Annotated in this window: 19 protein-coding genes and 1 riboswitch; of the genes, 4 read left to right on the plus strand and 15 right to left on the minus strand. The window is 65.9% G+C overall.

The features are described 5' to 3' along the window. Window positions 1-75 precede the first annotated feature (75 nt). Together ACQR1E_RS14055 and ACQR1E_RS14060 are read right to left on the minus strand one after the other, a co-directional pair. Entirely contained in the window at window positions 76-429 is a 354-nt protein-coding gene (locus tag ACQR1E_RS14055) for a hypothetical protein (protein WP_410051259.1), read from the minus strand. A gap of 21 nt (window positions 430-450) precedes the next feature. Beyond that, window positions 451-1,512, minus strand: a complete 1,062-nt coding sequence (locus ACQR1E_RS14060; protein ID WP_316203238.1) for an alpha/beta fold hydrolase — start codon at window positions 1,510-1,512, stop codon at window positions 451-453. Window positions 1,513-1,608: 96 nt separating this feature from the next. Here ACQR1E_RS14060 and ACQR1E_RS14065 point away from each other — a divergent pair, with 96 nt between their 5' ends. Further along, window positions 1,609-1,881 (plus strand): DUF2277 domain-containing protein, encoded by a 273-nt coding sequence (locus tag ACQR1E_RS14065; protein ID WP_315717862.1) that lies wholly within the window; start codon window positions 1,609-1,611, stop codon window positions 1,879-1,881. A gap of 30 nt (window positions 1,882-1,911) precedes the next feature. On the opposite strand, the gene ACQR1E_RS14070 is transcribed toward ACQR1E_RS14065, so the two are convergent. Together ACQR1E_RS14070 and ACQR1E_RS14075 are read right to left on the minus strand one after the other, a co-directional pair. Next, window positions 1,912-2,439 (minus strand): collagen-like protein, encoded by a 528-nt coding sequence (locus ACQR1E_RS14070; protein WP_315827118.1) that lies wholly within the window; start codon window positions 2,437-2,439, stop codon window positions 1,912-1,914. A gap of 161 nt (window positions 2,440-2,600) precedes the next feature. Continuing rightward, the gene (locus ACQR1E_RS14075) at window positions 2,601-2,870 is read right to left on the minus strand and encodes a helix-turn-helix domain-containing protein (protein ID WP_315717831.1); all 270 of its coding nucleotides are present in this window, start codon (window positions 2,868-2,870) and stop codon (window positions 2,601-2,603) included. 449 nt (window positions 2,871-3,319) lie between these two features. Here ACQR1E_RS14075 and ACQR1E_RS14080 point away from each other — a divergent pair, with 449 nt between their 5' ends. Beyond that, window positions 3,320-3,760: a hypothetical protein gene (locus ACQR1E_RS14080; protein ID WP_316194330.1), complete on the plus strand. Its 441-nt coding sequence runs from the start codon at window positions 3,320-3,322 to the stop codon at window positions 3,758-3,760. An 867-nt stretch (window positions 3,761-4,627) separates the two neighbouring features. Here ACQR1E_RS14080 and ACQR1E_RS14085 read toward each other — a convergent pair. Then, a complete protein-coding gene (locus tag ACQR1E_RS14085; RefSeq protein ID WP_316171683.1) occupies window positions 4,628-5,161 on the minus strand; it encodes a mismatch-specific DNA-glycosylase in 534 nt (177 codons plus the stop codon). 109 nt (window positions 5,162-5,270) lie between these two features. On the opposite strand from ACQR1E_RS14085, the gene ACQR1E_RS14090 reads away from it, so the two are divergent. Next, window positions 5,271-5,891 carry a glutathione S-transferase family protein gene (locus ACQR1E_RS14090; protein WP_434897184.1) on the plus strand — a complete coding sequence of 207 codons (621 nt, stop codon included), beginning with the start codon at window positions 5,271-5,273 and terminating at the stop codon, window positions 5,889-5,891. 33 nt (window positions 5,892-5,924) lie between these two features. Here the strand turns inward: ACQR1E_RS14090 and ACQR1E_RS14095 are convergent, their stop codons facing one another. The 3 genes from ACQR1E_RS14095 to ACQR1E_RS14105 all read right to left on the minus strand — a co-directional run bounded on the left by ACQR1E_RS14095 (window position 5,925) and on the right by ACQR1E_RS14105 (window position 8,129). Further along, complete coding sequence (locus ACQR1E_RS14095) at window positions 5,925-6,194, minus strand: hypothetical protein (RefSeq protein ID WP_315827115.1); 270 nt, start codon at window positions 6,192-6,194, stop codon at window positions 5,925-5,927. A gap of 194 nt (window positions 6,195-6,388) precedes the next feature. Beyond that, complete coding sequence (locus tag ACQR1E_RS14100) at window positions 6,389-6,643, minus strand: hypothetical protein (RefSeq protein WP_315717825.1); 255 nt, start codon at window positions 6,641-6,643, stop codon at window positions 6,389-6,391. Between the two features lie 226 nt (window positions 6,644-6,869). Next, window positions 6,870-8,129 carry an acyltransferase family protein gene (locus ACQR1E_RS14105; protein WP_434897185.1) on the minus strand — a complete coding sequence of 420 codons (1,260 nt, stop codon included), beginning with the start codon at window positions 8,127-8,129 and terminating at the stop codon, window positions 6,870-6,872. Window positions 8,130-8,791: 662 nt separating this feature from the next. On the opposite strand from ACQR1E_RS14105, the gene ACQR1E_RS14110 reads away from it, so the two are divergent. Beyond that, window positions 8,792-9,136 carry a hypothetical protein gene (locus ACQR1E_RS14110; protein ID WP_315827112.1) on the plus strand — a complete coding sequence of 115 codons (345 nt, stop codon included), beginning with the start codon at window positions 8,792-8,794 and terminating at the stop codon, window positions 9,134-9,136. Between the two features lie 288 nt (window positions 9,137-9,424). Here ACQR1E_RS14110 and ACQR1E_RS14115 read toward each other — a convergent pair whose 3' ends face one another. The 7 genes from ACQR1E_RS14115 to ACQR1E_RS14145 form a co-directional block, all read right to left on the minus strand. Beyond that, window positions 9,425-9,811, minus strand: a complete 387-nt coding sequence (locus ACQR1E_RS14115; RefSeq protein WP_316171686.1) for a RidA family protein — start codon at window positions 9,809-9,811, stop codon at window positions 9,425-9,427. A gap of 576 nt (window positions 9,812-10,387) precedes the next feature. Beyond that, window positions 10,388-12,289: a phosphomethylpyrimidine synthase ThiC gene (gene thiC / locus ACQR1E_RS14120; protein ID WP_316193141.1), complete on the minus strand. Its 1,902-nt coding sequence runs from the start codon at window positions 12,287-12,289 to the stop codon at window positions 10,388-10,390. A gap of 324 nt (window positions 12,290-12,613) precedes the next feature. After that, window positions 12,614-13,222: a thiamine phosphate synthase gene (locus ACQR1E_RS14125; protein WP_315717820.1), complete on the minus strand. Its 609-nt coding sequence runs from the start codon at window positions 13,220-13,222 to the stop codon at window positions 12,614-12,616. Further along, a complete protein-coding gene (locus ACQR1E_RS14130; RefSeq protein WP_315717819.1) occupies window positions 13,209-13,991 on the minus strand; it encodes a thiazole synthase in 783 nt (260 codons plus the stop codon). Before ACQR1E_RS14130 ends, ACQR1E_RS14125 begins: the two co-directional genes overlap by 14 nt. Window positions 13,992-14,094: 103 nt before the next feature. Next, a complete protein-coding gene (thiS, locus tag ACQR1E_RS14135; protein WP_315750253.1) occupies window positions 14,095-14,292 on the minus strand; it encodes a sulfur carrier protein ThiS in 198 nt (65 codons plus the stop codon). Next, window positions 14,283-15,296 (minus strand): FAD-dependent oxidoreductase, encoded by a 1,014-nt coding sequence (locus tag ACQR1E_RS14140; RefSeq protein WP_315717817.1) that lies wholly within the window; start codon window positions 15,294-15,296, stop codon window positions 14,283-14,285. The genes thiS and ACQR1E_RS14140 overlap by 10 nt, the downstream gene beginning before the upstream one ends. Continuing rightward, window positions 15,284-15,394, minus strand: a riboswitch (TPP riboswitch). (Overlaps the previous gene by 13 nt.) A 79-nt stretch (window positions 15,395-15,473) precedes the next feature. Beyond that, complete coding sequence (locus ACQR1E_RS14145) at window positions 15,474-16,265, minus strand: transglycosylase SLT domain-containing protein (protein WP_434897186.1); 792 nt, start codon at window positions 16,263-16,265, stop codon at window positions 15,474-15,476. Window positions 16,266-16,270 lie beyond the last annotated feature (5 nt).

Below are 16,270 nucleotides of genomic sequence, written 5' to 3' on the forward strand. Positions count from 1 at the left end.
GCTGAAAATCTCGCTTGAGACCTGTCTTGTCGCTAACGACTCGCAGCAGTCGCAGTCAGATGGCGCACATGCGCATCATACCGCATCGGCGGGAACGAAACAGCTGATGATGATGTCGCCGCGGTGATGGACGTACCACACCACGGCTTTGCCGATCGGGTTGCCGCGGTCGCGGATGATGGCGCGTTCCGGCACTGGCATCCACCGGCCTTCGATCGGTACCCAATAGGTGCCGTCACGGACGTCATAGGTGGTGCGGTGGCCGTCGGAGACATCGCAGCATGGCACGCCGTTCGGCGCGATCACGCTCTTGAACCACGCGCGGATATCGGGCGGGACGTTGTCGAACTGCCCATTGTCGAAGGCCGGCGCGACGGTCGCGCAGGCGAACGAGCCGATCGTGACAGCGGCCAGCATCGTCCTGCGCATTCGTTCGCTCCCTCCGCCGATCTACATGCCGCGCTGCGGCGCCGTCGCCAGCAATTCGCGCAGCGGCTCGGCGTAGAACTTCGCATTTCCGGTGGTCAGGTGGCCGCGCGTTTCGGCCGAGGTCGGGATGAGGAAGAGCTTGCCGTTGGCGACGCGTTTCATCGCGTCGACCGTGACGCCGGTCTCCGGCGGATTGCGCTCGTCGTCGGCCGAGTTGATCAGCATCACGGTTGCCTTGATCTTGTCGAGATCGGCGGACGGATTGTAGTCGTGCGAGGAGTCCCACTGATAGATGAAGTCGTTGGCGTCGGTGGGGATCGGCGTGGCGAGGCGCTCCTCGACCAGCTTGTCGGCCTTGGCGGCGGTCGGTGCCGCGAGCTGGTAGGCGATGGTGCCGCCGGCCGAGGCGGTGGCATAGGCCGTGACGGCGTATTTCATCATGCGCGGCTGCGCGGTGTAGTTGCCGCCGTTGTAGTCGGGATCGTTGCGGATCGTCTCCAGCATCAGCCGGCGCAGCATCCAGTTGCGGGCCGCCATTTCGGTCGGCTGCGAGGCCATCGGCACCGCGACGTCCATGAAGTCCGGATAGCGCGTGGCCCACACCCAGCTATGCATGCCGCCCATCGAATTGCCGATCACGAGCCGCAGGTGCTTGATGCCGAGCCCCTCGGTCAGCAGGCGGTGCTGCGCGTCGACCATGTCGGCATAGTCATAGGCGGGAAATTTCGTCTTCAGCCCGTCGGAGGGTTTTGACGATTTGCCGTGGCCGATGCTGTCGGGGATGATGATGTAGTACTTGCTCGCGTCGAGCGGCTGGTCCTTGCCGAACAATTCGCCGGCGAAGGTCGGCACCAGCATGCTTCCGCCTGAGCCGCCGGTGCCATGCAGCACCAGCACCGGCTGCCCGGTCGGCTCGCCGACGGTCGTATAGTGCAGCCTCAGCTCCGGCAGCGTCTCGCCGGTGTGAAACTTGAAATCCTTGACGACGAAGTCGCCCTGCTTCGGGGCGGGATAGTCGGCGGCGCGGGCCGGCGCGCAAACAACGACGACGGCGGCAAGAACGGCGGCAAGCGGTCGAAACATGGACTCCCCCTGATCATGCGCGACTCTTCCGGCCGCGTCGGGGGCATGATAGCACGGTCTGCGACCTGGTTCAGTACCGGATTGATGGGACTCATCATGTGCCGCAACATCAAGACGCTGTTCAATTTCGAGCCGCCGGCGACGGAGGCTGAAATTCAGGCCTCGGCCCTGCAATTCGTGCGCAAGCTGTCCGGCTTCAACGCGCCCTCGCAGGCCAACGAGGCCGCCTTCGCCCGCGCGGTCGAGGAGGTGGCCGACGCCGCGCGGCGGCTCCTGACCTCGCTGCAGACCCAGGCGCCGCCGCGCGACCGCGAGATCGAGGCGGCCAAGGCGCGGGAACGCTCGGCGGCCCGGTTCGGCCCGCGCTGAGGCCTATCGTGCCCTGACGGAGGGCGAAGCTCAGAAACCCTCGTCGTCGTGGTCGCCGCGCCCCTGGGCGTGCTTGTCGTGCTTCTTCTTTTTCTTGCCCTTCTTCTTTTTCTTCTTCTTCGGGAGGTCGATGTCGTGCGGATCGTCGTCCTCGAAGGCCTCGTCCAGTGCATCGTCATGCGTGGTGGCGGCGAAGATGTCGCGCACCGCCACCAGCTCGGCCTCACGCTCATGCGCCTCGCGATCGCGGTTGCGCTTGTAGTCGTCATAGGCGGCGAAGATCTGCTCCAGCCAGGGCATCAGCTGATCGATGGTCGGCAGCGTGCCTGGCGCTCCCGGCTCGCCCTGCGGACCTTGCGGTCCGGCAGGTCCCGGCTTGCCTGGCGGACCGGCCTCGCCGCGGGGCCCCTGCGGACCGGGCCTGCCTTGCGGACCCGCCTTGCCGTCGGGACCGGGCTTGCCGCGCTGACCATCCGGTCCGCGCCGCCCGGGCTGCCCTTGCGGGCCACGTGGACCCACCGGGCCCTGCAGGCCGCGTCCGGCCGGATTCCTTGCCACTACCGCAACTCCGCTACACGTCTTTGATTCGCAGCGAAGCCTAACAGAGCCGCGACGACGGCAGCAATTGCAGCAGGGCTGCGAGGCCGATTGATCAACATCAATCGGCGCCGCATCCTGATGAGTTCCACGCGATGGGATATCGCGTGGCCGCCGTCGGATCAGGCCGAATAGGCCGGCACCGCGATGCCGTCGGCCGTGTAGATGCGGATCTTGTTGCGCAAGGTACGCACGGGCATGCCGAGCAGCCTTGCGGCGTGGGTACGATTGCCGTTGCAGCGCGCCAGGGTCTGCACGATCAGCTCGCGCTCGATCTCGGACAAGGGCGTGCCGATCAACAGCGGCAGGACCTCCGCCGCGGAGCGCGACGGTGGCATGGCAAGCGGCACGAGTGACGGACTTGCGGCTTCGGATGACAACTCTTGCGACATAACTCCTCCCGATCAACGCCCGCGCCGCCACTGAAACGACGCGTAAACATCGAGACCAACTAAACATCCAGCCCGTAAATCACCGTGGTCGGACAAGGTTAATGGGGCCTTAACGCCGGCGTCCGGCCGCCTCCAGCGCGCCAAATACCCCGAAATCGCCTTGGTTCTGCGCGGGTCTCGACCCATTTCGCCGGCGGCCGGCGGCACATCACGGCCCGCCCGGTCGGCATGCCCTCCGACAGCCATCGTCAATGTCGGCGGCGGGCCGTTTGCATTGCCAAATTCCTGCGGTGAGAGCGCGTCATTTCGAACACACCGGCGGCGGCGCATGCGTGGTGCCGCGCAAAGGGCTAAATTCGGCCCGATCGATTCGCTTGGTGGGGCACGATCGTCACACACGGCCATCGAATGACCTCAAGCCCAAATTCACTTCGCTGGAGACTTCATCCATGACAATTGCATCCTCGCTTCGCGGTCTGCTGGTGGCACTGACGGCTGCTTGCGGCGCCGTCATTCCGGCCACGGCGCACGCGGATGGCGGCTTCATCACGCTGACCATCTACAAGGCGGGGTGGATCATCGGCGGCTCCGGCGGCAGCGGCGTGTTGAACTTCCACGGCCGCGCCTATCCGCTGTCGACCGGCGGCCTCGACTGGGGCCTGGTGTTCGGCGGCTCGCGCACGGTGCTGCGCGGCCGCGTCAGCAACATCTGGCGTCCGTCCGACGTCGAGGGCGTCTACGGCGCCGCCGGCGCGGGCCTCGCCGTCGGCCGCGGCGTGCGCGGCATCGTGCTGACCAACCAGAAGGGCGCGGTGCTGGAACTCGCGGGTGAGCAGATCGGCCTCTTGGCGAACGTCGATCTGTCCGGGCTCGCGATCACGATCAGGTAGTTGCGTCATCGTCGTCGTCATCGTGGCTGCGTAGCAACTCACAACAGGTGTCATCGCCCGCCTGCGCGGGCGAGGACCGTCGTTGCGTGCTGAGCACTGCCAACACCATCTCTCTCCCTCACTCCTGCTCATAAGTCCGCGTTCTCGCCGCATCGCGTGCGCGAGGGATGCATCGTACGAGCCCCATCGAAAATTGAGAGGGGCAGGGAAGGCCGGGAGCTCGCCGCTCCCATGGTCCGCGTGCAACAGATAAGCACGCGGCAGAACCACAGGTTCGGCGGAGACATCCCGGCCTTCCCTGCGCGCATGGTCTGACGGCTTATACGTGGTCTCCCTGGCGCGCCGGCTTGTTGGCCGCCATTGCACGCGTCACGCTTCCGCATGAGCACGCACGTGATACCAGCTTCGGGGTATCAGGACATCACGATTTCGCCGTACGTGACGCTCGCGCTCGTCGGGCGCAGCGATCACGTCCACCGCGGCCCACCTCCACGTATCGTGACGACGCGTACGTCCCTCTGCATGAGGCGGGTTGAGCGGAAACATCGTCCTGATTTGCCCGACATGGCAAGCGCGCGGACGTGCGGCAAACTAACACGACGGGCAGTTGGTGCATGGCGGGGATGCGGAGATTGCCTGTCGGGCAAACCGGTTGTTGATCGCGCGAGGCATGGCGACGCCGCGGCATTTCATGCGATCGCGCCGCCTTCGCGTACTGGATCGTCCGCCTTCGCGGACGATGACGCCTGCATGTTGAGCTGCGGCGGAGCTCGATCCGCTGCACTTGCGAGCGCGAGCCAGAGCGCGGCACCTTGGACCGTCATGTCCCGCGTCGGCGGGGCATCCAGTCCTCCGCGGCCTTCCGCCTCAATCGAGACGATCTCGGATGACCAGAGTTCCGGAAGCGCAAGCCACATGCGCTGCCAGCTCCTGCCACGGCTGCAACGTCCACGCGCCAGACGCCGCACCGGACGGAGAGGCGAGCACGAACGTTGTCGGAAAGCCATCCCGCTCCGGCTGCCGCCCCAGCGCAATCGTGCCGGTCGGCTTGCCATAAAACAGGCTCGCGGCCTTCTTGCTGGTGAAGGCGACGGTTGCCGGGCGATGGTGTCGGATCTTTGCGGCGAAACCGGCGGCGTCGACGCCGGCCTTCAGCGCGACATGGTCCATGCCCGCGCCCAGCTTGCACAGATCGGTGAAGCCGATGCCGAGCGACAGCAGCGCCGGAAATTCCTGCGGCTGGTACAGCCGCGGTGTCAGGCCGACCGCGAACAGCGTGCGCCAGAAACGGTTGCCGGGATGGGCGTAGTAGTGCCCGGTCGCCGCCGAGCGTTCGCTCGCGGCGGTGCCGACGAAGACGAGGCGCAGGCCGGGCTGGAGCTGGTCGGGCAGGCGGTTCATGGCTGGCGTTGTCGCATTGTTGCAGCCGCTGCAACAGCCTGTTGCAGGGAGGCCGCATTGTTGCTGCGGCGTCCCTGGTCTAGGTGACGCGGAGCCACGGGAGCACCTGATGTCGCAACGTCGTCTGTACTATTTCGCCCTCTCCGGCCACGCGCATCGCGCGCGGCTGATGCTGAGCCTGCTCGGCCTGCCTTGCGAGCTCGTCGAGGTCGACCTCAAGGGCGGCGCGCACAAGCGGCCGGACTTCCTCGCGCTCAATTCGTTCGGCCAGGTGCCGGTGCTGGTCGACGGCGATGCCGTGATCCCCGATTCCAATGCGATCCTGGTCTATCTCGCCGGCCGCTATGACGGCTCCGGCACGTGGCTGCCGCGCGATCCGCTCGGCCAGGCCCAGGTCCAGCGCTGGCTGTCGGCCGCGGCCGGTCCGCTCGCGTTCGGCCCGGCGGCGGCGCGGGTTGCGACCTTGTTCGGCGTGCCGCTGGACATGGCGCGGGCGCACCAGCTCGCCAACAGCCTGTTCGGGGTGATGGAATGCGAACTTGCCGCGCGACCCTATCTGACCGGCGCGCCGCCGACCATCGCCGACGTCGCGCTCTATAGTTACACCGCGCATGCGCCCGAAGGCGGCGTATCGCTGACGCCGTACCCCAACGTGCAAGCATGGCTGGCGCGGATCGCCGATCTGCCCGGCTTCGTGCCGATGCAGGCGAGCGCGGTCAGCGCAGCCTGACCGCCGCCATGTACGACTGCGTGCGAACGCCGCTTACAGGAAGCAGCGGCGCTCGTCGCGCAGCTTGAGCTGGATGTTGGTCGCCTCGACGAAGGTAGGCACCGGCTTGGACACGATCTTGTAGGTCGACGGCCACTCCACCGGCTTCGACTGCAGCTCGGTGTTCCAGATCTGGCAGATGCCGGTGTTGTCCCAGCGGATCACGTAGTAGCCGGACTTGGGCGCAGGCGCGGCGAAGGCGGTGGGCACGATCGAGGCGGCTGCAATGGCCGCGGCGGCGGCGAGCGTGGTCAGGCGACGCATCATCAATCTCCTCAAACAAAACAACGACAATCGCCCGCCCGCGCGGGCCACCGGCCTTGCGGCCGGACCAAGGCCAAAGTGGTGCGACAAAAGCGCGCGCAACGCAAGCCGCGCGTGCCGTCATTCACAGCGATGTCCGGGATGTGAAACGACGACTTGCCGCCGTCACGTGATGCCATAAGGCGCGCGCGGGCTCACAGCGTGCAGCGGCCCTGCTGGCGCAGCCTGATCTGCCGGGTCACGGCGTCGTTGAACGTCGGCACCGGCCGGCTGATGACCTGATAGCTCGACGGCCATGCGACCGGCTTGAAGGCGAAGGCCTCGCTCCAGACCTGGCAGATGCCGGTGTTGTCCCAGCGGATGATGTAGTAGCCGGCCTGGGCGGGCGCGGCGGCGAGCAGCGCGGCCGCGAGAGATGCAGCAAAAAAGATTGTGGTGAAACGAGGCATCGTCAACTCCGGCAACGAACTGGCCCGGCCAGCGGGTGGCCCTATGTCGGAGCGGTCTCGTTCATTTTGAAGGCAAGTCTGCAGAACGCGTGCGTCAAAAGCGCGCGATCGTGGTCACCTGATCACTCCTGATGATCCCGGCGGAAGGGGAGGCGGGTTTGCAGGCTCGGCGCGTCGACTTGATTGCGGGGCTGGCGCGGTCGTTTCGGCGACCTCGGCGCACGGCTCAGGGGCGGACGCCTTCGGTGCTCGCGTGCGACGAGAAGCGGAGATCCGCGCCGAAGCTCGCTGCCGGAACCAGCACCGGAGACGCGCCCGTGACGATCGGCGGCGAGGTGACCGGCTGCGCGCGCCGGCGCAGGAAGTGGCGCTCGAGATAGGCGTAGGACAGCGTCGCCGCCACGATCGACAGCGGCAGCCCGATCGCGAGCCGCAGCGGCCACCACACGCCGTAGCTGTCGAGGAAGTTCAGGATCGGCAGATGCCAGAGATAGATGCCGTAGAAGATCCGGCCGAGGAAGATCGCCACCGGCCATTCGAAGATGCGATGGCAGATCGTGCCGTGGCTCCGCCCCAGCATGGTCAGCGCGAGGATGCCCGGAAGCACGCCGCACACCATGCTGCCGAACAGATAGTAGTTCATGCTCGGCCCGTCCGCCGGCCAGAACAGGAAGGTGACCGTGATCCAGTAGATCAACAGCGGCCATGCGAGCTTCGGCCACAGACGATCGAGCGCGGGATAGGCGCCTTGCGGCACCAGCCTGAGCACGACGGCCATGGCGCAGCCTGCCATCAGCGCATCGGCGCGGGTATCGAACGCGGTGTAGAGCCGACGCCACTCCGCGCCATCCATCACCAGCGCCACGCGCCAGGCCCAGATTGCGGCCGCGATGGCGCAGATGGCGCCGACCAGCCGCCAGGTCACGCCGAACCGCTTCACCAGGAACGCGAAGGTCAGCGGCCACAGCAGATAGAACTGCTCCTCGGTCGACAGGGTCCAGGTGTGGCCGATGTCCTCGATCGTCTTCGGATCGAGCACGTACCAGTAGTTGGCAATGTAGGAGAGCGCGATCGCCGCGCGCTCGACCGCCGGCAGCAATGGCGGCCGCAGCAGCCAGGTGAACAGCAGATAGGCCGCGAGCATCAGGAGCAGCGGCGGCACGATCCGGGCGAAGCGCCGGGCGTAGAACTGACGGAACCTGACGGTGCCGTGCTTGTCGATGTCCCGCAGCAGCAGGCCGGTGATGTAATAGGCGCTGGCGACGAAGAACAGGTCGATATAGAGCACCGCGCCCGGCACGAGGCTGTGGGAGACATGCGCCGTGACGACGCCCAGCGTCATCAGCCCGCGCATGCCGTCATGCGAGGGAACGTAGCCGAGCGGATAGACCTGGGCCTGGAAGGCCTCCCGGATCGCCTCCCGCAACGGCGCCGTGGCGGTGCCTGCGAGGCGCAACAGGGCATGGATCGGCAATGAATAAAACATCTATCGTGAAATTTTCGGAGATAATGTTTCGGACTATTAAATCTTATTTAAAATTTAAATCGACCGCAAGAGACGAAATAGCAGGACGGGGGCCATCACGACGCAGGGTTGCGGCGGAATGAGGCAGGCCGCCGCGGTGGCGGCAAACGGCGGCGTCAGTGCAGCTGATGCGAAGGGAAACTCGCGGTGCTGCTGCGGAGCGCAACGGCGTGTTGCTCGACCGGCATCTTCCGCTCCTCGAGGTCGCGTGAACGGCAGAGCGGCGTCCGCTGATCGGCAGCACGATCGCTGGACGACGATCATAGTCATTGACCGTCGCCTCATCGGCAAAACCGTAGGGTGGGCGAAGCGACGTCTCGCTGCATCGCCGCGCGTCGGCTGACGCGTGCCCACCATGCCCTCCGCGGTGGGCGCGCCTCCGCCGCCGCTCTGCGAGCGCCGACGGCGGCTTTGCCCATCCTGCGGTGTCGCGGCCGCCGCGACGCCCTCGATCAGCATCTTCTGGAGTGGGGGCGCTAGACGGGTGAATGCGCGTCCACGACGGTGTCGGTGTCACCAACACGGAGTGACAATCATTGGTTGTAAATCGCGGAATTGAAGTCTAAAATCCGCGATTGTTTGAGCGCGGCCAATTTTTGAGTTTCATTTCAACGGAGCTTGTCATGGAAGAAGCGCATATCAAGTCATTCGAGGCTCTGCCTCAGTCCACCTCATGCAGGATCATCACGTTCGACAGCGCGACCGTGGTGCCTGGCATCGTTCCGAACACCTACTTCCTGATCGTCACCGGCACCAAGCCCTGGGTCACGATGAAGGTCGAATTGCATCCGCTGATCTATATCCGGCAACCCGAATATTGGGGCATCGAGGTGGTCGGCTGCCAAAGCGGCATCGGCTTGCCGCAGACCGCGCCGTATCACGTTGTCCTCGACATCACACACGTGCGCGGCAAGAAGGGGATCGAAGTGATCGGCGCCACGAGCAGGAAGCAGATCAACGTGCCGTAGGTCGGTCGACGGTCGGGTGGGGGGCATTCGCGCGCGCCGAAGCGGATCGCGCAACGCCCTCGGCCTGACCAGCTCACGTTACGACGAGCGCCGCGACACCCTCGATCTCGATCAGCATCTTCGGATCGGGCAGAACGTAGGGCGGGTTAGCGCCCGCGGGACGATTTCACCGCGGAGGGAATGTTTGCCAGGGCGCGTAACCCGCCGCCTGGAATGGTGGGTTACGCGAACGGCGTTCAGCCATGTGCGAGCGTGGAGAGATCGTCGGTTGCCGTCCGCTAACCCACCCTACCGTTTCGCGACCGCCGCGACACCCTCGATCTCGATCAACATCTTCGGATCAGGCAGCGCTGCGACCACGCAGGTGGTGCGCGCGGGGTAGGGTGCCGGCCCGAACGCCGCGGCATAGAGTCGGTTCATGGTCGCGACATCAGCGGCTCGCGTCAGCAGCACGTTGACCTTGACCAACTGGCGGATGGTCGCGCCGCCTTCGATCAGGACGCGAGTGAAGTTGGTCACGACATTGGCGAACTGCGCGTCGAAGTCGTCGGGCAGGTTGCCGTGGGCATCGAAGCCGGGAATGCCGGAGATGAAGAGGAGGTCGCCGATCCGGGTGCCAAACGACAGCGGCGGGGCTTTGATGTGGGGTGGGGCGGGGATGTGGTGGATGGGCATGGGACGTCCATTTCGATCTCGTAACTATTCACAAGAGGCGCAAAGCACGCGCTAGGACCTGGGCAGTGGATTTCGGCAGGCTACCGAAAATTCCTACTAGTGCAAAGGCGACCGGCCACAGGCAGGCGGCTAGACCGAACAACCAGTGCTGCTTTGGCTCGCGGGAAGACCGTCCGGACATCAGATTCTCCTGCTTCTTTCGCCGCGAAGGTGATGTCCTTTCCTACAAAGTACAATGATGAAATAACTTAGTTGGCGGTCGGTTTAACGGGCCACTAAACCGAAATTGACCTAATCCCTTGGATTTACTTACTCGCGTTCCTTGCGGATAGTTGTGGATTGGGAACGTGAAGGAGGCTGTTTCTGCATTCGTCGACCGTTCCTTGTCGCTGAAATTGAGAAGGCGGACATCAGCGAGCTTCCGTCATTGTCGCAACAAGCGGCAACCAACGCATCAATTGCGAAATCGAAGGACCGAGCAGATCTCAAACAAGAAAGCCGGGCTTGCGCCCGGCTTCGATGGGTGGCCGGGTCAAGCCCGGCCATGACGACGGAGAGAGTGGAACTGAGCGGGCTTCAGGACAACGCCTTGTTGCTCTCCTTCACCTTCTCCGCATCCAGATACACGCTGCCGCCCATTTCCTTGAACTTGGCGCTCATCTGGGCCATGCCGTCCTCGATGGTGCCGCTGATGGTCATGCCGACGGTGGCTGGATCATTCAGCGTCGCGGCGTAGTCGCGGACGTCCTGGGTGATCTTCATCGAGCAGAATTTCGGGCCGCACATCGAGCAGAAATGCGCGACCTTGTGGGCTTCCTTCGGCAAGGTCTCGTCGTGGAAGCTCTTGGCCGTGTCCGGGTCGAGGCCGAGGTTGAACTGGTCGGTCCAGCGGAACTCGAAGCGGGCGCGGGAGAGGGCGTCGTCGCGCAGTTGCGCTGCGGGATGGCCCTTGGCGAGATCGGCGGCGTGGGCGGCGATCTTGTAGGTGATGACGCCGGTCTTGACGTCGTTGCGATCGGGCAGGCCGAGATGCTCCTTCGGCGTCACGTAGCACAGCATGGCGCAGCCGAACCAGCCGATCATGGCTGCACCGATGCCTGACGTGATGTGGTCGTAGCCCGGCGCGATGTCGGTGGTCAGCGGCCCCAGCGTATAGAACGGCGCCTCGCCGCACTCCTTGAGCTGCTTGTCCATGTTGATCTTGATCTTGTGCATCGGCACGTGGCCGGGGCCCTCGATCATGACCTGGCAGCCCTTGTCCCAGGCGATCTTGGTCAGCTCGCCGAGGGTTTCCAATTCGGCGAACTGGGCGCGGTCGTTGGCATCCGCGATCGAGCCGGGACGCAGGCCGTCGCCGAGCGAGAACGAGACGTCATACTTGCGCATGATGTCGCAGATCTCCTCGAAATGCGTATAGAGGAAGCTCTCCTTGTGATGCGCGAGGCACCACTTCGCCATGATCGAGCCGCCGCGCGAGACGATGCCAGTGACGCGGCTCGCGGTGAGGTGGATGTAGGCGAGACGCACGCCGGCGTGGATGGTGAAGTAGTCGACGCCCTGCTCGCACTGCTCGATCAGGGTGTCCTTGTAGAGCTCCCAGGTCAGCGCGACCGGATCGCCGTTGCACTTCTCCAGCGCCTGGTAGATCGGCACGGTGCCGATCGGCACCGGCGAGTTGCGCAGGATCCATTCGCGGGTGGTGTGGATGTTGCGGCCCGTCGAGAGGTCCATCACGGTGTCGGCGCCCCAGCGGATCGCCCACACCATCTTGTCCACTTCCTCTTCAACGGAAGATGTCACCGCCGAGTTGCCGATATTGGCGTTGATCTTGGTCAGGAAGTTGCGGCCGATGATCATCGGCTCCAACTCGGCATGGTTGATGTTGCAGGGAATGATGGCGCGGCCACGCGCGATCTCGTCGCGCACGAACTCCGGGGTGATGAAGGCGGGCACGGATGCGCCAAAACTCTCGCCGTCGGCAAGCGCAGCTTCGGCGCGCTCGAGCTGGGTCTTGCGGCCGAGATTCTCGCGCTCGGCGACGTAGATCATCTCCTTGGTGACGATGCCGGCGCGGGCGAATTCGAGCTGGGTGATCTTGTGGCCGTCGAGGCCGCGCAGCGGCTTGTGATGCGCGGTGAACGACTTTGCGGCCTTGTCGGCGCCGACATTGCCGTTGTCCTCGGGCTTGATGTCGCGGCCTTCGTACTCCTCGACGCCGCCACGCTCGCGCACCCAGGCGGTGCGGGCGCGCGACAGGCCGGCGTTGACGTCGATCGTCACGGTCGGATCGGTGTAGGGACCGGAGGTGTCGTAGACCGGCAGGTTCGGCTCGGAGGCCGCTTCCGAGAGGATGATCTCGCGCAGCGGCACGCGCAGGTCGGGCGCGGAGTCCGGCGTTGCGTAGATCTTGCGCGAGGACGGCAGCGGGCCGGTGGTGACGGCGGGCAGGGTGGTGTCGGGATTGGAGCGGATGTTCATGGGATCCTCCTTCTCAATTGTTGTTATTCCGGCCAAAGCGCCCGGCGTTCAGAGGCGATGTGTTGGCGGGAGGTCTTGCGGCGAGTGCAGTGCGCCCCCCTCCCCCTTGCGGGGAGGGGTTGGGGGTGGGGGTGCCCGGAATGCGATGCTGATGAGTGGGCGATTCCTTAGAGCTGCAGCGTGCCGGACGTGACGTCACATGGAGAGCTGTGCGCGTGGACCCCCACCCCCGACCCCTCCCCGCAAGGGGGAGGGGGGCACACCGCGTTCGCGGAGGTGATCTCCTGCAACAATTCTCAGACGCATTCGCAAAATCCGCGCGCATCATGCCGGCTCCTTGGTCGCATCGAGCCACGCGCGGACGCGGGCGTCGGGGTCGGGGTTCTGCGTCACGTCGCTGACGACGGCGATGGAGTCGGCGCCGGCGGCGAAGATCTCCGCGGCCTGCTCCAGCTTGATGCCGCCGATCGCGACCAGCGGGATGGTGCCGACACGCTTCTTCCACTCGCCGATCTTCGCGATGCCCTGCGGGGCGAAGCGCATCGCCTTCAGCGTCGTCGGGAAGATCGGCCCCAACGCGACATAGTCGGGCTTGGCGGCGAGCGCGGTCTCCAGCTCGGCATCGTCATGCGTCGAGAGGCCGAGCGTCAGGCCGGCCTCCTTGATCGCGGCGACGTCGGCGTCGGCGAGGTCCTCCTGGCCGAGATGGAGGTGCTGCGCGCCGGCAACGATCGCGGCGCGCCAGTAGTCGTTGACGATCAGCTTCGTCGCCGTGCCCTTGGTGATCGCCAGCGCGTCGGTGACGATCTGCAGCGCCTCGCCGTCGTTGAGGTCCTTCGCGCGCAGCTGCACGGTGCCGACGCCGAGCCTGGTCAGGCGCTCGACCCAGGCGAGGCTGTCGACGACGGGATAGAAGCGATCAGGATACGGCATGCCAGAACGGTGTCCCAACGACAGGGGTGGAGGGCGAGGCGAAATCGCGGGCGTCCATCAGCCCGGCCTCGTAGGCGGTGCGGCCGGCTTCGACCCCGAGCCGGAAGGCGCGGGCCATCGCCACCGGGTCGGCAGCCTTGGCAATCGCCGTGTTGAGCAGCACGGCGTCGTAGCCGAGCTCAAGTGCTTCCGCCGCGTGGCTCGGCGCGCCCAGGCCGGCGTCGACCACCAGGGTGATATCGGGCAGGCGGTCGCGCAGCAGCTTCAGCGCGTCGCGGTTGATGATGCCCTTGGCCGAGCCGATCGGCGCCGCCCAGGGCATCACGACCTTGCAGCCGGCATCGACCAGCCGCATCGCGACCGTGAGATCCTCGGTGCAGTAGGGGAACACCTCGAAACCGTCCTTGATCAGGATATCAGCGGCTTCGACGAGACCAACCACGTCGGGCTGCAGGGTGTCGTTGTCGCCGATCACTTCGAGCTTGATCCAGCTCGTGCCGAACAATTCGCGCGCGAGCTTCGCCGTCGTCACCGCCTCGCGCACGCTGCGGCAGCCGGCGGTGTTCGGCAGCACGGTGACATCGAGCGCGTTGATCAGCTTCCAGAACGCATCGCCGGTCTTTCCGCCGGCGGCCTCGCGCCGCAGCGACACGGTGACGATCTGCGCGCCCGAGGCGCGGATCGCGTCCTGCATGATCGCAGGCGAGGGGTAGAGCGCGGTGCCGATCAGCAGGCGGGAGGCGAAAGTCTTGTCGTAGAAGGTGGGCATCAATGGTCTCCGTCATGTCGGACGGTGGTCGCCGCAACGAAGCCTGTCATCCCCGCGAAAGCCGGCGATGACAGTGGTGGTTGTGGCGCGAGCTCCATGAGCATCACCCTCCCTGCCGGGGGGTGATGATCTCGATCTCGTCGCCGGTCTTGAGCTGCGTCTCGGCCCAGCGACTCTTCGGCACCACGTCGTAGTTCAGCGCGATCGCGAAATGGGTGCCTTCGTAGTCGAGCTCGGAGAGCAGCGCGGCGACGCTGGTCGCGCTGATGTCGCGGGCCTCGCCATTAACGGTCACGCGCATCGCATCACCTCGTTGTCGATCTGGCCGTGCGCGAGATAGTTCAAGGTCGCCTGCGCCAGCGCCGGCGCGATCAGGAAGCCGTGGCGGTAGAGGCCGTTGACGCGGATCTCGCGCTCGCCCTTGATGGTGATGCGCGGCAGATTGTCGGGATAGGCCGGCCTGAGCCCCGAGCCGAATTCGAGGATGCGCGCCTCGCCGAACGCCGGATGCACCGAGTAGGCGGCACCGAGCAATTCCAGCGCCGAGCGCAGGCTGACGCCGGTGTCCTCGGCCTCGAGTGACGTCGCCCCCAGCATGAACAGGTTGTCCTCGCGCGGGATCAGATAGAGCGGGAAGCGCGGATGCATCAGCCGCACGGGCCGCGCGAGCTGCACCTCGGCGGTCTCGATCAGGATCATCTCGCCCTTGACGCCGCGCAGCTCGGGCTCGGCGTCGCGCGCCTCCAGCCCGCGGCAGTCGATCACGAGGCCGTCGAGATCATCAGCCGTGACGTCGCTGTTGAACAGCACGCGGCCGCCAGCCTCGACGATGCGCTGATGCAGCTTCGGCAGCACGCGGCGTGGCTCGACATGGCCCTCGGTCGGATAGAACAGGCCCTCGCGGAAGCGGCCCTCCAGCGACGGCTCCAACGCCGCAAGCTGCTGCGCGTCGAGCCGCTGATAGCCGGAGGTGCGGCGGGCGAAGCGGTCGTAGTCGGCGCGGTCGCGGGCATGCGCGATCACCAGCGAACCGTTGAACGGCGTGTCCGGCAGCTCGCGCCGCCAGATGTCGAGCGAGGCGAGCCCGAGCCGGCTGATGATCGGCTCGGCGACCTCGCTCTCGCAATAAGGCGCCAGCATGCCGCCGGCCCAATGGCTGGTGGAGAGCATCAGATCGGCGTCGCTGCGCTCGTGCAGCGTGACCTCGCGGCCCGCGCGCGCGAGCAGCAAGGCTTGCCAGGCACCCGCGATGCCCGCACCGATGATGGAAACGGGGACATCCCCGCGCGTGGTTGTCTGCTGCATCCCTGTCCCTTCGCCGGCATGACCCGGATCAGGTTCAAAGGGTCACCGCATCACGCTGCGGTATCTCAGCTCCCCTCGGAGCTCCCCTCGGAACGCACTTAAAATAGACCGATATCCCCCCGTGTCAACGGAGTGTCACGGAAAGACAAAGCCGGTGGCCCTTGGAACCAATGGCGATCAGTGCGCCCGCGCGTGGCGGCCGGTTGCAATCTTCGGGGTGATGTCGAGCGGGCCGCTCGTCCGCTCGGAGCGGCCGGCGGGCCGCGCGTCGGCCAGGCGCTGCCGCTTGGCCTCCTCGTAGTAGCCCCTGGCGAAGTAGAGCACGGCGCGGTCGTGATCGCCGCGGGCGGCACGATAGGCGCCGGCGAGATAGCGCACGCCATAGGTGAGATTGGTGTTCGGATCGTGCAGGCCCTGTGCGTCGCCGGTGTAGCCCAGGCCGCGCGCGGTGCCGAGCTTGATCTGCATCAGGCCGATGCAGCCGCAGCGGCCGACCAGGTCCTTCTGGTATTTGCTCTCGCGCACGATGACGCGGTGGATCAGCGATTCCGGAATGTTGTTGGCGGCGGCGTGCACCGCCACCAGCGCGTCGATGTGCGGATGGCCGGTGTCGATGTGGCGCGGCTTGGCCTCGGCCGCCTTGCGCTCGGCCTCGCGGGGCTCGGCCGCAGCGGCCGGGATGGCATCGGTGTCGGCGGGTGCTGAGGCATTGGCGTCCATCGGCGGCGAGGTGTCGGCGCTGCTGACGGCCTCGATCGCCTCGACCTCGCGCGCGGCCTTGGTCACCGCGCTGCGTGCCGCCAGCTCCCTGGTTCCGTCAGAGCGGACATGGGCGAGCTTGACCTTGCCGGCCTTCGGTTTGGCCGCACTGTCCGATGCGCTGCTCGCATCATCGGCAGCCATTGCGAACGGCACGGGACCAACCATCGCGAAGCCTGCAATGCAGGCCGTGAGCACAAGACGTCTCATGTGTC

This window comes from Bradyrhizobium sp. HKCCYLRH1030 (genome assembly GCF_051168395.1).
Taxonomy (GTDB): domain Bacteria; phylum Pseudomonadota; class Alphaproteobacteria; order Rhizobiales; family Xanthobacteraceae; genus Bradyrhizobium.

What these genes read in the sequence shown, in the direction of transcription:
- ACQR1E_RS14095 (WP_315827115.1), bottom strand. Translation starts at nt 6,194, where the DNA reads ATGCGTCGCCTGACCACGCTCGCCGCCGCCGCGGCCATTGCAGCCGCC.
- ACQR1E_RS14080 (WP_316194330.1), top strand. Translation starts at nt 3,320, where the DNA reads ATGACAATTGCATCCTCGCTTCGCGGTCTGCTGGTGGCACTGACGGCT.
- ACQR1E_RS14105 (WP_434897185.1), bottom strand. Translation starts at nt 8,129, where the DNA reads ATGTTTTATTCATTGCCGATCCATGCCCTGTTGCGCCTCGCAGGCACC.
- ACQR1E_RS14065 (WP_315717862.1), top strand. Translation starts at nt 1,609, where the DNA reads ATGTGCCGCAACATCAAGACGCTGTTCAATTTCGAGCCGCCGGCGACG.
- ACQR1E_RS14110 (WP_315827112.1), top strand. Translation starts at nt 8,792, where the DNA reads ATGGAAGAAGCGCATATCAAGTCATTCGAGGCTCTGCCTCAGTCCACC.
- ACQR1E_RS14125 (WP_315717820.1), bottom strand. Translation starts at nt 13,222, where the DNA reads ATGCCGTATCCTGATCGCTTCTATCCCGTCGTCGACAGCCTCGCCTGG.
- ACQR1E_RS14085 (WP_316171683.1), bottom strand. Translation starts at nt 5,161, where the DNA reads ATGAACCGCCTGCCCGACCAGCTCCAGCCCGGCCTGCGCCTCGTCTTC.
- thiS (WP_315750253.1), bottom strand. Translation starts at nt 14,292, where the DNA reads ATGCGCGTGACCGTTAATGGCGAGGCCCGCGACATCAGCGCGACCAGC.
- ACQR1E_RS14115 (WP_316171686.1), bottom strand. Translation starts at nt 9,811, where the DNA reads ATGCCCATCCACCACATCCCCGCCCCACCCCACATCAAAGCCCCGCCG.
- ACQR1E_RS14060 (WP_316203238.1), bottom strand. Translation starts at nt 1,512, where the DNA reads ATGTTTCGACCGCTTGCCGCCGTTCTTGCCGCCGTCGTCGTTGTTTGC.
- ACQR1E_RS14140 (WP_315717817.1), bottom strand. Translation starts at nt 15,296, where the DNA reads ATGCAGCAGACAACCACGCGCGGGGATGTCCCCGTTTCCATCATCGGT.
- ACQR1E_RS14055 (WP_410051259.1), bottom strand. Translation starts at nt 429, where the DNA reads ATGCGCAGGACGATGCTGGCCGCTGTCACGATCGGCTCGTTCGCCTGC.
- thiC (WP_316193141.1), bottom strand. Translation starts at nt 12,289, where the DNA reads ATGAACATCCGCTCCAATCCCGACACCACCCTGCCCGCCGTCACCACC.
- ACQR1E_RS14090 (WP_434897184.1), top strand. Translation starts at nt 5,271, where the DNA reads ATGTCGCAACGTCGTCTGTACTATTTCGCCCTCTCCGGCCACGCGCAT.
- ACQR1E_RS14145 (WP_434897186.1), bottom strand. Translation starts at nt 16,265, where the DNA reads ATGAGACGTCTTGTGCTCACGGCCTGCATTGCAGGCTTCGCGATGGTT.
- ACQR1E_RS14130 (WP_315717819.1), bottom strand. Translation starts at nt 13,991, where the DNA reads ATGCCCACCTTCTACGACAAGACTTTCGCCTCCCGCCTGCTGATCGGC.
- ACQR1E_RS14075 (WP_315717831.1), bottom strand. Translation starts at nt 2,870, where the DNA reads ATGTCGCAAGAGTTGTCATCCGAAGCCGCAAGTCCGTCACTCGTGCCG.
- ACQR1E_RS14100 (WP_315717825.1), bottom strand. Translation starts at nt 6,643, where the DNA reads ATGCCTCGTTTCACCACAATCTTTTTTGCTGCATCTCTCGCGGCCGCG.